This window comes from Aminipila luticellarii (assembly GCF_004103735.1).
Taxonomy (GTDB): domain Bacteria; phylum Bacillota; class Clostridia; order Peptostreptococcales; family Anaerovoracaceae; genus Aminipila; species Aminipila luticellarii.
The window spans coordinates 184,419-197,951 of sequence record NZ_CP035281.1 but is presented as its reverse complement, the minus strand read 5'-3'; the positions used below and the strand labels follow the sequence as shown (position 1 = coordinate 197,951).

7 protein-coding genes are annotated in these 13,533 nt (G+C 42.9%); 2 read left to right on the top strand and 5 right to left on the bottom strand.

Features of this window, described 5'->3' with window-relative positions; all coding sequences use genetic code 11:
- Positions 1-81 precede the first annotated feature (81 nt).
- The 4 genes from EQM06_RS00895 to EQM06_RS00880 form a co-directional block, all read right to left on the bottom strand.
- On the bottom strand, positions 82-2,691 hold the full coding sequence (locus EQM06_RS00895) for an S-layer homology domain-containing protein (protein ID WP_128744548.1): 2,610 nt from the start codon (positions 2,689-2,691) through the stop codon (positions 82-84).
- Positions 2,692-3,102: 411 nt separating this feature from the next.
- Positions 3,103-4,497 (bottom strand): S-layer homology domain-containing protein, encoded by a 1,395-nt coding sequence (locus EQM06_RS00890; RefSeq protein ID WP_128744547.1) that lies wholly within the window; start codon positions 4,495-4,497, stop codon positions 3,103-3,105.
- Between the two features lie 52 nt (positions 4,498-4,549).
- Entirely contained in the window at positions 4,550-5,161 is a 612-nt protein-coding gene (locus EQM06_RS00885) for an S-layer homology domain-containing protein (protein WP_164914299.1), read from the bottom strand.
- 95 nt (positions 5,162-5,256) lie between these two features.
- Positions 5,257-7,635, bottom strand: a complete 2,379-nt coding sequence (locus EQM06_RS00880; RefSeq protein WP_164914298.1) for an S-layer homology domain-containing protein — start codon at positions 7,633-7,635, stop codon at positions 5,257-5,259.
- A 182-nt stretch (positions 7,636-7,817) separates the two neighbouring features.
- Between EQM06_RS00880 and EQM06_RS00875 the strand changes: the two genes are divergently transcribed.
- The gene (locus EQM06_RS00875; RefSeq protein WP_164914297.1) at positions 7,818-8,942 is read left to right on the top strand and encodes an acyltransferase; all 1,125 of its coding nucleotides are present in this window, start codon (positions 7,818-7,820) and stop codon (positions 8,940-8,942) included.
- A 75-nt stretch (positions 8,943-9,017) separates the two neighbouring features.
- A complete protein-coding gene (locus EQM06_RS00870; RefSeq protein ID WP_128744543.1) occupies positions 9,018-11,822 on the top strand; it encodes an S-layer homology domain-containing protein in 2,805 nt (934 codons plus the stop codon).
- A gap of 383 nt (positions 11,823-12,205) precedes the next feature.
- Here EQM06_RS00870 and EQM06_RS00865 read toward each other — a convergent pair whose 3' ends face one another.
- Positions 12,206-13,516: a ClC family H(+)/Cl(-) exchange transporter gene (locus EQM06_RS00865; RefSeq protein WP_128744542.1), complete on the bottom strand. Its 1,311-nt coding sequence runs from the start codon at positions 13,514-13,516 to the stop codon at positions 12,206-12,208.
- Positions 13,517-13,533 lie beyond the last annotated feature (17 nt).

Below are 13,533 nucleotides of genomic sequence, written 5' to 3'. Positions count from 1 at the left end.
ATACAAGTTAAACGCCTTTTTTGAGAAAACAAAAGACGAGCCAAAAGCTCGTCTTTTGAAATATTATAAAGTTATAATATTTTAGAGGTTAGATGGTCTAGCCATGATTACTACATCATAACCGTCTTCATCATCGTCAGTTTCATATAGTCTTACAAAATCACCAGACTTCAAGTTACCAGTAAATAACTTGTATTCATTATCCTTGGTTACCTGATATACAACAACCTTGTCAGATAAAGCATATCTCTTATTGTTGTTATCTTTATTTGTAACGGAAGATCTGCTATCAGCACTACCAACAGTAAATCCGCCATTTGTTCCGCCTACATAATGAACTTTTTTAGTTGTATCAGTTGAATCAACCAGTTTACCGGAAGTAACAACACCACTTGCGTCAACCTTTACTTCATATAAAGCGATGCCCTTAACAAATCCAGAACCCACTTTATAAACTGGAGCTACATAACTGCCCTTGAAATCGTCTTTGTCATCAGTCAAAGCGTCTAGTTTTGCACCATCTTTATATCCGATTACATGCCATACGTCATCGCTGTCATCGTTGGAGTCTGCATTCTTTTCATTCAAAACTGCATAAGACTTGTCTCCGCCGTTAGCCATTGTATCCGGAATCAACATAGCAACAACTGTGTAGTCATCATCAACGGATTTATCATTGTTTTCATCGAACAGAAGTACAGCACCTGAAATCACGTCATCTACTTCAACCTTATCAATAGTAGTTACATCATAGTCACTACCATCGTAAGTGAATACTACGCAATCAGAATCAATCTTAACTCCGTCTGCAATGTCAGCAAGAACTCCGCCTCTAGCAGCAAACTGAGATTCACCCATTACGCTTGCACCATTAACTTCGGAAACTACAGACTTACTTGAAAGTTTAATGGAAGTAGTCGTTACAAACAACTGGTTTGCTTCAGTAATCTGACCGGAAGAATCCAATCCATATCCGATTACAGATACAGCACCTAAAGTTGGACCGCCATCTTCTGCGTCAATATCATAAGATAAAGTCTTTTCAGTTCCGTCTGAAAGCATTACCTTAACCTGATCGTCGATTCCAGTAGTTCCAATTTTTTCAACTACTGCATAGTTATCGGCCTTTGTTGTATTTTCGAAGTCATATACATAACCTCTAGCATCCAAGAAAGCAGTTACGTTATCAGATACATCGCCTTCTGAGATTGCAGTTCCGCCATCAGCTTCACCGTTTAAAACATCAGCAGCGTTCTTATAAGTGTTTGCACCGATTGCGAACTTAGTTGCAACATCTTCTTTTGCATCCTTAAAGTTCTTTACAACTCCTTCGGCCTTCTGAGTACCAACTTCAATCTTTACGATTTCTTTGTCGCTATCCTGATATACGTAAATTACGTTATCAGCCTTGATATCGCTTAAGCTGTTTACTCCAACTAAGTTAAACTGAGTGTAGTCAATGTTGTCTTCGTCATCAAGAGTAAAGTCTGTGGACAGTAAGCTCTGATCGTCTTTGATATCAGAAATATCAGCAGCATCAATTGTATCTGCAGAAGATACATTCCAATCTGTTACGCCATAGATTTCCTTAATAGTGGAACCGCTTAAATCTACACTAAGTGTAAATTCTGGGTTAGCAACAGAATCCAGAGATAAATCTTCCTTATCGCCATTGCCAAAATCAATAGCAGCAATAGTTATGCTGTTTCCGCCACCTACGTTGTCACCGTTTAATAACAGGGCAGCAATCGTTGTGTCTTTTGAATTAGTAATTGTATATTCTTTTTCTGCATCAGTAGTCTTGAACTTAACAGCACTACCATCTACAAAGAATCTACCAGTTAATAAGTCCCCATTGTCAATGAAAGCTACTACTTCATCATCGGAATTTCTATAAATAGAACCATATTTGCCGATGTGTTTAGCCATATTGATTAAAGAATCATCGCAGTCAGATCTGTCTACTACAGCATCTCCATCTGTTGTGCAATTTAAGCCAGATGAAAGAAGAGTTGTAGGAACACCATCGATGTCCTTCGTAGCGTTTGGTTCCTTATCCCATAGCTTCTTTGTTTCGCCATCGGAGTTTACAGCAACCTTCTGAACACCTAACAGATTGTAGATAATCTGAGCAGCATTTGCTTTGTCAACACCGCTAGCATCCTTAGCTACATCATCATAAAGGTCTAATTCCTGAGCCTTTGTTACGTAGTTTGAAGGCCAAACGCCAACTAACTCAGCACTGTTTGCAGTGTATCCGATAGCTCTTAAAGCCATAGTTACTGCTTCATTTACAGTGATTGTCTTACCAGGCATAGCATTTCCTGCTCCATCGCCAAGCATGATGCCCTTTGAGTTGCAGAATGCAAGGTAAGGAACAGCCCAAGTATATCCTGCTGCATCCTTGAAGCTTGTTGTTGAATAAGCAGCAAGGGCACTGTCAGGAATAGCCAAAGCTCTTGTAAGCATAGCAGCGAATTCTGCTCTTGTTACAGCTTTAGTCGGCTGGAATGTGCCGTCTGGATTACCAGTGATGATACCCAGATCATAGTTTACTTCAATAGCTTCTTCGTTAAAGTTTCCAGCAATATCGCTTAATGATTTAAGCTCAGTGGATGAACCTGCGAAAGCCATTGAGAAACTGGATAGTACTAGTGCTAATACAAGCACGTATGAAAGTACTTTCTTCATTTCTAATATTCCTCCTTTAGAATTGTTCTTCGAAGGGGTTCCGTTGTTTTACTGTGAGCAAATCACCTTCCCCTTCTGAAGATAATTTGACATGATGAATAGATTATGAACACAGGAAACCCCTGTACACATATCCTATCACAGTGCATTATACCCTTTAAGAAATGCTCCAGTCAACCCGTAGCAGGAAATGTAACATAACTGTAATACACCTTTATGCTGCTTTCTCTGCGGATTTGCAGAGCATTCTTGGTATACTGACATTATACCAAACTATTTGAATAAGTCCATTACAAGAGTATTACAAGACTGTTAACGTTTAAATTTTATAACAATAAAGGCGCCAGCTTATTAGCCCGACGCCTTTACTCCTGTTTTTTCATTTAATTCGTTTAAAATAAAGCGTTTTCCTTATTCTTTCACAATAACCACATCAGCTTCTGTCACATCATCATCTGAGCAGTCATATGCTCTTACTTCTCTGTCCTTCTTAATGCCGGACAAGGTTCCTGATTTATACTCACCTTTTTTGTCATCCCATACATATATGGAAGCATTTTGTTTTACTGAAATCAGTCCATTGGCTGTGGTGATAACGTTATCGCTATAATTAGTAACAGCCGTCCAAGACTTGTCTGTTGTCAATTCCTTGAAAACTTTTCCTTTTGCTCCTTCTGTGGTTGCTACATTCTTCACTTCACCATCTGAGGTCTTTAATTCATAGAGCTGTCCGTCACCCTCCGTAAAGTTCGGCACAGTTAAGCTTTTCTTACCGAACCATGTAACGGTCTTTGTAGCTGTTAGGGTTTCAAATCCGGTTACTGCTTCTTCATTTACATTGGATTCGGTAACAGTGCCATTGATCACACAATATACATTTCCAGTAAATCCAGTATCTCTAGGTAAAATCATTTTAGTTATTTTACCGTCTTCTACCAGATACCACGCAGGTGTCTTTGCATATTTGAACTTATATAAAGTATCCTCTCTATAAGCGTCGGCTTTATCGGAGAACTTCATATCGTCCTTGTATTCCGTTTTGGTTCCATAGGTATAAATTTTAACACCCTTTGAAACACTTTTCCCTGCAAAGGTTGTTAAATTGCCATCAAAGCTTCCTGTTGCAAAGGTCATACCTGTTGCGGACGGAATAGCGTCCGGCTTATCTTCTGCCGTTCCCTGCGGGTCATCTGTCGCAGCCGGAGCCATTGCTTTCAGTTCTTTCATCTGATTGAAAGCCATCTGTGCGGCCATGGCCTTTGTTGCATTTTTCGGATAGTCCTCGTCGATATTATTTAGTACGCCGGCCTCCTTTGCCGTTGAAATGTAATCTTCCGGCCAGTTGGCACCGATCTTGTCTTCCGTGTAGCCTGCTGCTCTAAGAACCATAGTCAGCATTTCATCCGTACTTACGTTCGTACCCGGCTTAAAGGTTCCGTCCGGATACCCCTTCACGATGCCATGCTCTACTGCATATCCAATATATCCGGCAGCCCAGCTGTATCCTGCCATATCTTTAAATCCGTTTTTTGAAGCAGACTGCGTTGCTGTGCCGTTTACCAGTGAAGCAAGCGGATCAATCGTTTTAACAATAATAATGCAGGCCTGCGCTCTTGTTAAGTTATCCTCCGGGTGGAATTGTCCGTCCGTATCCCCGGTTATGGCTCCTGCTTCTACCAGCGTTTTAACGGCTTCTTCATTTTTTGTTCCCGCAATGTCTGTTGGAGCCGTTGCTGCAAACGCAGTGGATGTTGCCAGCATCATGACAACTAACATCATGGAAATGGTTTGTATTGTTTTTTTCATTTTTTCGTTTTACCCCCTCATTTTTATCTACACTTAGAGTCAATATTTATTTCTAATTCTTCGGCATGCTTCGATACAGCATGGTTGCCACGTCACCCTTTGTTGCCGGAGCTGACCAGTCTGAAATGTTACGGTCTGAAATCATGCTGTTCATGTTCATTTGCGCATATAAAATATAGTTGTCCGGCCATGTTCCTGTGGTTACGGCAGATGGGTTTTTACTCCTGATGATAATCGTAATCACCTCCGCATAAGAGACGTTTTTACCCGGAGCGAACTTTTCATTTCCCACGCCCTGTATCAGGCTGGCTTTTGCGCAGGCGTTGATATAGCCTTTTGCCCAATCGTATCCTGCCAAGTCATTGTAATAGTTCTGCTTTGCCACGATATCCAGTTCATTTGTATTGTTTGTGGCTTTTGCCATCATTGTCGCAAATTCTGCCCGGGTAATGCTCTTTTCCGGATGGAATAACCCGTCCTGATCACCTGTAACAACCTTCTTATCTATTAAAAATTTTACCGGTGTCAGCAGCTTCGTGTTTAGTACATCCGACGGATAGACATTTCCCGAATCCCAGCTGGTGGTGTCCGCAAACGCCATAATACCGCTGCTCAAGACTAGCACGGCGGATAAGGCCACTGCTGCTAATTTTTTTCCAATCATATGATTTCCCTCCTGAATTACAATTCTTTTCATTATTTTCTTCCATTAATTATATCAAAATATAAAATTAAATCCATTACACAGATATTACAGTTTTATTGTTTAAGCTGAATCAGTTCCGGATACAGGTACGCAGACCGTAAATCCGATGCGGTGATCACATTTCCTTTTTCTTCTGCTGTGGAAATGGAAATAGGCGGAACAATCCCGCCGCCGTCAGAAATAATGTCGGAACTGTCACTGTCAGCTGACTGCTCGGTACTATAAGTATACGTCCACACCTCTGAGCCGGCCTTGTTGTTTAAATAGCTGGTCAGCAGCTGAAATCCGTTATCCAGCTTTACTTTTAGCTGTCCCGAAAGCTGCTCTTTGGAGAGCACCATGACGATGCTTTTTTCAGAACCGGAATCCTCATAGCCAATCCCCGCATTTGCTGTGCCCAGAAGCCAGAAGCAGTTTATCAGCTTTGCCCGGTTCCTCCCGATCAATGCTCCTATGCCACTGTCACCGTCAACATCGCCTACGTTGTAGGATCGTTGAACAAGTGCATAGTTCAGGCCTACCAACCCGCCTGCTGTATTCGTTGCTTTAATATCTCCGGTGTTATAGGCATTGAAGATCTTGTCCTTGCTCAGCCCGGCAATTCCTCCCGCATTGGAATTGGAGGTGACATTTCCCACATTATAACATTCATGAATGCGTCCGCCCCCGGTATTTTGGTACGCCACAATACCTCCTGCTTCGGAATCGGCTATAATCTTTCCTTTATTGTAGCATTGTTGGATATCGCCTTCATTGCTGCCGGCAATTCCTCCGGAATATTTCCCGTTTATCTCACCGGTATTGGAACAATCGCTTATTTTCGTCCGGTCTCCTTTAGCATAGCCTATAATGCCGCCGTTCGTACCTTCTCCTGAAACTTCGCCTGTATTATAACAGCTTTCAAGATATATGCCATATGAGGAGCCGTCCACCTGTCCGGCAACACCGCCGGCATAATCAGCTGTGCTGCTCACTTTTCCGGCATTATTGCACTCTTTGACCTGAACAGTGGCTGTAGAAGCCGGTATATATCCTGCAATCCCGCCGGTTCTGGACTTTCCTTTTACAACACCTTTGTTTACACAGCCGGACAAGGCATCGCCTTCCGTATTTACTGTCCCCACTATTCCGCCTGTATTTGAACTGGTTCCTTCTACGGTGCCTTTATTAATATTACTTTTCATCAGCTGCTCTGAGCAGCCGGCAATGCCGCCCGTATTGCTTTGCCCCTTGACCGTACTGTCTGCACCGAGGACACAATTAGTAATGCTGCCCTTACTGTATCCGGCAACACCGCCTACATAAGCGGAACCCTTAATGGCGGAATCTTCTATGGTTACTCCGTCAATGGAGCTTTTAGAATCCACATATCCGAAAAGTCCGGCATAACCAGCCGCATTTCCGCCGTCCTTTCCTTTAACTGTTCCCGTTATATCCAGTCCGCTGATGCTATGTCCGTCTCCGTCGAAGTTCCCCACAAAGGGGTTTTCTTCTGTACCAATCGGCTCAAAGTTTCCTTCGCTCCAGTTTGGAGCACCGGAGGATGCACTTGGCACTGTCGCAGCAAAGTCAGAGTTCACTTTTATATCCTTGGTCAATATGTAATACCCACCTTCATTCAAGTGTACTCGGATGTGGTTGAGCTGTGCTTCTGTGGAGATTTCATAGGGATCCTTTGCTGTTCCCGTTCCCACGGTAAATGCTCCCCCCATAACTGCGTGGATTTTCTGGCATCCGGCATCTCCTGTTGGGGTGGTCACATCAGGTGTAGGAGATACGGCCGTAGTTCCCGGGCCTTTTATCACCGTTTCTTTCTTTTTGACATTTAGAAGCAAGGTTGCGGCCTCTGCTCTTGTCAACGCCATAGTGGGTCTGAAGTTTCCTTGATCATCGCCCTGCATATAGCCTTTTTGAAACATGATATTGACATAAGGAAGCGCCCAATCACCGATCAGTGCCGCATCCTTTACCGCAGATGCATTTTTCGACGTATCCAGATTGTCCGCAGGGATAACAGAAGCTACCACTTTAGCCGCCTCCTGCCTTGAAATCATCTGGCCGATTCCGAAGTTTCCGTCTTCATATCCCTTGGTTATTCCTGCCGCCACCGCAGTTTTAATGGTAGGAACATACCATTCAATCGGATCTACATCCTTAAAGGTGACCACCGTACTGGACGTATCCGGAACCACCGTCAGAACATTTGTGATGAGCTTATAAAATTCTTCCCTCTTCATCAGGTTGTCCGGCAGAAAGTATCCCTCAGGATACCCTCCTACAATACCCAGTCCGGCAGCTTCATTAATAATAGACTGCCCCCAGTGTCCATTCAGATCTGTAAATTTATCGGCACCTGCTGATGCAAAGCTGACATTCATCGTACATACCATTACTGCTGAAAGCATGATTGCCAGCACTCTTTTTTTCTTCATTTTATCCCTCCTCTCTTTTTTTACCATTATATCTCCCTCCGGCAAGGCTGTCCACCATTAAAAAGTCTAGCCTTATATTACATATTTATGTTAAATTCCGTATAGATATTGCCCCCGCGTCTGTTGGACAGTATAATAATACCAGATATTGGTTTATAAACCACATGAAGCAGGGGGCATGGATGGAAGCGAAGCATTTATCTGAAAGATTAATTCATTATGACATATTGCGCATATTGGCAGCATACCTCATCGTTATGCTGCATCTTTCCGTACAATATATTAATAAGGCACCGGCTTCGGTAGAAGAATATTTACAGTGGCAGCAGGCGGTTAAGCTGGGAACGGCGGCCAGAGTAGGTGTTCCTATTTTTGTTATGCTCAGCGGTGCGTTTTTACTCCATCCGGATAAGCAAATCCCGCTGTCTGCCATTTTTAAAAAATATCTGCCAAAGCTGGCTGTTCTCTTTGTTTTTTGGTCATTCTTCTATGCACTGACAGAGCAGAACTTTTTTGAGCATATAGGCAGGATAGGTCTTTCCCATAGCTGGCAGGAGATTAACTGGAGTAAGTTTTGGCCTTATTTTGCGCAGGGACATTATCATATGTGGTATCTTTACATGCTGGCAGGATTATATCTCCTGACGCCTTTGCTAAAGCATATCACAGCACAGGCCTCCAAAGCGCAAATGACATATTTTGTTATCCTATGCGTTTTAATGACCTCTGTAACGAAGTTGAATACTGATCTTTGGCATCTTTCTGTACTTGGTGCAATTCTGGATAAGCTGTCACTTTCGTTCTTCTTAGGGTATATAGGATACTTCGCAGCAGGTTTTCTTTTAAGCTTCTATACGCCGGGCTGGCGTGCATCTCTGGTTGTTTTTGCATTGGGTCTTTTATCCTTCCGATTTACCTATGAGGAAACCTGGAAACTGAATCCCATGTTCGGTTTTGACACACCCAATCTGCTCTATTTCAGCAATTATTCGCCCACCGTATTTTTGATGAGCTTTGCTCTCTTTCTATTGTTTGCCAAGCTGGGCTTCATCAAGCTGTGGAAACCCCTTCAGATGCTGCTCCTTCCACTGCCCAAATATATGCTGGCTGTATATTTAGTTCATCCGTTTCTTATTGATTTGTGCCGTGACACCTCTGTTTTATTGCCTGCTCAGTCTGCCTGGTCTTTGCCCGGCAATGCGTTTATCATTTTTATTCTTAGTTTCGTGGTAAGCATGGTTTTAATGCAGGTCTACTGGCTTCTTCTTCGAGGGATTCGACTTGTTTTTCGCACTGCAAAGTGTTAAAATACTAATAATTGACAAATAAATACAAGGAATAATTTGTTTCATTGGTGTATCCATCAAAAAGGGGGAAATTTTATGAACAGTACTTTAACTAATTTTATAAAAAGGATAGTGGCGTGTTTCTTGGCAGTTCTGCTTGCTATTCCTTTTATTTCGGTTCCAATGGAGTCTCATGCCGCTTCCTTTGGCGACATACGAGGACATTGGGCAGAATCCTATATTAACAAAGCCGTATCCTCGGGATTTGTAAAGGGATATCCCGACGGTACCTTTCGTCCGGACAATGCCGTGACTCGAGCCGAATTTACCAGCATGGTGAACAAGGCGTTAGGGAACACCGGAAGCGTCAACGTGACCTTTTACGATGTGCCGCGCAATGAATGGTTCTACAACGACGTGGCCAAGGGGATGTCTGCGTCCTTCGTGGGTGGTTATGATGATAGTACCTTCAGGCCAAACAATGCCGTGACCAGAGAGGAAGCCGCTGCTATGATTTCCAGATTTGTACCGACCTATGGAACGTCCGGAAATATTTCTTCTTTCAAGGACAAAGGTTCCATTTCCAGCTGGGCATCGGATGCTGTGGCAAGAGTCAACGGAAAAGGCTATATGGGTGTATATGATGACGGAAAGTACCATCCGCAGGATTCCCTTACAAGAGCTATGACTGCAAAGATTCTTTGCGGCATTCTGGATAAGGAAAACATTGTTTCCTCCAGTGTCTCCGTAAAGACCAAAGGAACAACTCTCTCCAACCGCATCTATTCCAACAGTGTCACCATGGCTTCGGATTTGGGGGATGGGGAAGCAGAATTATCCAACTGCGTCGTTCTCGGAACGTTATATGTATATGGCGGTGGGGATGATACCATTACCGTATCCAACTCCAGAGTGGCAAATGCCTATGTAGAGCGAAGCTCCTCCTCCGTACGGCTTCTTGCCAAAGGGCAGACTACCATCAACAAGGCAACTGCCGGAAATACTGCTATTCTCGAAACCTCAGGTTTATCCGGGGGACTATATGGCACCGGTTTTAATGATGTGGATATAAAAGGTTCTGCCAATACGACCTTAAAAGGCAGCTTTGTCAAAGTGAACATAACCGGTTCTTCCGCAGATGTGGACGTAAAATCGGGTTCTATTACAACTCTTAACGTGAACAGCTCCGGCAGAAGCAGTGAAATTAATCTGGACAGCAGATCCAGCATCGGAACTGCCAATGTCAATGCCAGCACTGCTTTCCGAGGCTCAGGCAGTATTAATACCATGAATGCCAATTCCAGCGGAATCACCTATGAGACAAAACCAAAATACATTAAACAAGGCTCCGGTACTTCTTCTTCCTCTGTCTCCAATTCAAAGGATGACGATGGTGATAATTCCGATTTAGACATTGAAGTACGTCCGAAAAATGGAGCAACTAATGTAGATCTTGATACAGAAATTACGATTACTTTTGACACTGCCGTAAAAAAGTATAACGGCTCTACCATCAAGAATTCAGATATAGAAGATATGGTCTACCTGCGACGAGGCTCTTCCTCCGGCAGCAAGATTTCCTTCTCCGGCAGCATAAACAGCAGCAAAAAGGTTATTACCTTGACACCGGACGAAGATCTGGATGAAGACACAAAATATTATATTGTCATTCCTAAAAATGAATTTCTGGACACTCATGATGATGGGAATTCCTCTCAGACCACTTATTTCAGGACAGGAGACGATTCGGACAGTGACGTTACCTTCCGTCCTAAAAAAGGAGAGTCCGACGTAAAGATTACGATTAATCCGACCATTGCATTTGATGAAACCATAGAGACCTATTCGGGAAAATCTATCACGGATTCTTATGTGGAGAGCTGCATTATCTTTAGAGAAGGAAGCTCCAGCGGTACAAAGGTTTCCTTTGATGCCAGCATTTCGTCCAAGAAAAAGATTACCATAGAGCCTAAAAAGGATTTAAAAGAGGGACAGAAATACTATTTAGCCATTCCGAGCAAGAAGTTCCGAACCATTTCGGACAAAACCAATATTGACGCCTCCAGCGTAACCTGGACGACGGCAAAGAATACCCCTAGCGTAGACACCAGTTCTATTGATAAGGCTGTCACGGATGCGCGCTCCGCACAATCCGGAGTAAAGGTCAGTGCGGACGGCAAAGATGTTTATACGGATGTTCACTGGGTCACTCAGGCACAAATGAATACATTGAATAACGCCATTTCAACGGCTACGAATGCAAAATACTCCGTTACGACTGTTGCACAGGCCCAGGACGCTGCCAATGTATTGAGAAACGCTATAACCGCTTTTAATAGTCAAAAGGATAAGCAGATCGGAACAAAAATCCGAATAGATATTTCCGCTATGACTCTGGCGATTTCCGATGCGCAAGCGGCAAAGAAAAATGTGACGGTCAGTGTGGATGGATTTGATATTTCACCGGGCAGCAATTGGGTCACCAAAGAAGATATGGCAGCCTTGGACGATACTATTTCTAAGGCGCAAGCGGCAAAAGACAGCGTGGATACTTCTGCTCAGGTGATAAGCTATGCGAAGTCCCTGAACAATGCCATCGATGTGTTCAACGGTAAGATTCAGGACGGCAAACGGGCGGATAAGAGTGAATTGAATTCAGCCATCAAGTCCGCAAACGGCAGAGTCAACGGAGTGCGTGTCAACGACAAAGCGGAGGATGTGCCGACTGGTACCACATGGGTAACGGAAAAAGAATATAAGGATTTCACCGATGCCATCAGTGCTGCCACAGCCGTTTATGAAAAAAGAAATGCACTTCAATCCGAAGTAAATGCTGCTATTACAGCGTTACAATCGGCGGCAAATGCCTTTACCCCGAAGCCGGGTACAAAGACAGAATAGGCTTAGCCTGCATCCGCAATTACCACTTGCATCTTTTTCAGCTTGTAGTATAATAAACATATAAAAGTGCTACCGGTAAACGGTTAGCCCAGAATTTATAGTTTGATTAAAATAATCGCCTAGTTTTCCGGACCGAGGCGATTATTTCTTTTTTGTGATATTATATGTAACTAATACAATTTGAACAAGTAAAGCCAATAAGGCTATTGTTTCCATTGTAGACATAATCACCATCCCCTCGTAAGGGCATAACCGCCTACCGTGTCTCAGGTAGCACTCTTTTATTGTACAATAATTATACTTATTTGTAAATATTTTACTTATTTTTAAATGATAAATTTTAGCTTTCCCTATTTTAATATTGTAATCCAAATTTACTATATTTATGTTCGGCTTGAAAGTTCTCTTAAAATCCGATCCAGCAGTTGTTCATAGACCGGTTTTGCCTTCAATATATCTGCAACAGTATATGCCGCCAAAGAAACCAGCGACAGAGCCAGCAAATGAGATAAGGTTCCTGTCATTTCACTGATAAGAATAATTCCGGTTATCGGTGCCCGCACAATAGCGGCAAAAGCCCCCGCCATACCCACGATAACAAACGTTTCCAAATAAGTGCTTCCAAATCCGAGAGAAGTTCCTGCCAGCTGTCCAAATATACTTCCCAAGATTGCCCCAAATACCAATAAGGGCATAAAGATTCCACCCGGTGCGCCAGATCCGAAACAAATCATGAAAAACAAAAATCTGATAATAAAGAGGACGCACAGGCTTCCGATTAAAAGCCTGCCTGTGCTTGCGATTTCTGCCAGATGGCTTCCCGAGCCAATCGCTTCCGGATAAAACAATCCTAAAACAAATACAAATGCAAAGGGAAGAACCATTTTTAAGGAAGTCCTGAACGACTTTTTATACAAATTTTGAAACATATCCAGACACTTATTAAATAGCGCACCAAAAACTCCCAGGAGAACACCCAAAAGAAGAAACAACCAATAATATCGAAGCGGTACGGTCTGACCGACCTTTAATATAAAAATAGGTTTTAATCCAAAAACATAACTGGCCACAAAATCTGCTGTAATCGTCGACGCCATGGCTGTAATCAGCGTTTTTTCAGAAAAGCTTCGGTTCATTTCTTCCAAACAGAATATGGCTCCGGCAATTGGAGCGTTAAAGGCCGCTGTCAATCCCGCACCTGCACCGCAAGTCATTAAAAATCGCTCTTCTGCTTTTATTCTTTTTGTTATGCGGCAGAATCCCTTTCCCACCATACTTCCCAGCAGAACGCTGGGACCTTCTCGCCCTAAGCTCAGTCCACTGCCTAAAGCCAGCAGACAGCCCATAAATTTGCAGAGCAGAACCTTCCACCATTTTAAAGATAAATCTCCTCCTAATTCGGCTTTTACCTGAGGAATCCCACTTCCGGATATCATCGGTTCTGCTTTAAGCAAAAAGGAAATAAACAGGGATATAAAAAATAAAATAAACAGCCATACAACAATAAAAAAAGCACTGTGGTGTGCATATTGCATGATCTGCTGACTGATTCCCCACAGCTTATCTACACCCAGGCGAAATAGAACAATCACCATTCCCGTTATGGCTCCTACCGCCGCCCCTTTCGCCATTAAGGTATATTTAAAAATCTTAAATCGCCCGATTGCCTTAATCGTTTTATGCGTTATATACATGTCAATATCTCACCTCC

What these genes read in the sequence shown, in the direction of transcription:
- EQM06_RS00870 (WP_128744543.1), top strand. Translation starts at nt 9,018, where the DNA reads ATGAACAGTACTTTAACTAATTTTATAAAAAGGATAGTGGCGTGTTTC.
- EQM06_RS00895 (WP_128744548.1), bottom strand. Translation starts at nt 2,691, where the DNA reads ATGAAGAAAGTACTTTCATACGTGCTTGTATTAGCACTAGTACTATCC.
- EQM06_RS00865 (WP_128744542.1), bottom strand. Translation starts at nt 13,516, where the DNA reads ATGTATATAACGCATAAAACGATTAAGGCAATCGGGCGATTTAAGATT.
- EQM06_RS00880 (WP_164914298.1), bottom strand. Translation starts at nt 7,635, where the DNA reads ATGAAGAAAAAAAGAGTGCTGGCAATCATGCTTTCAGCAGTAATGGTA.
- EQM06_RS00875 (WP_164914297.1), top strand. Translation starts at nt 7,818, where the DNA reads ATGGAAGCGAAGCATTTATCTGAAAGATTAATTCATTATGACATATTG.
- EQM06_RS00890 (WP_128744547.1), bottom strand. Translation starts at nt 4,497, where the DNA reads ATGAAAAAAACAATACAAACCATTTCCATGATGTTAGTTGTCATGATG.
- EQM06_RS00885 (WP_164914299.1), bottom strand. Translation starts at nt 5,161, where the DNA reads ATGATTGGAAAAAAATTAGCAGCAGTGGCCTTATCCGCCGTGCTAGTC.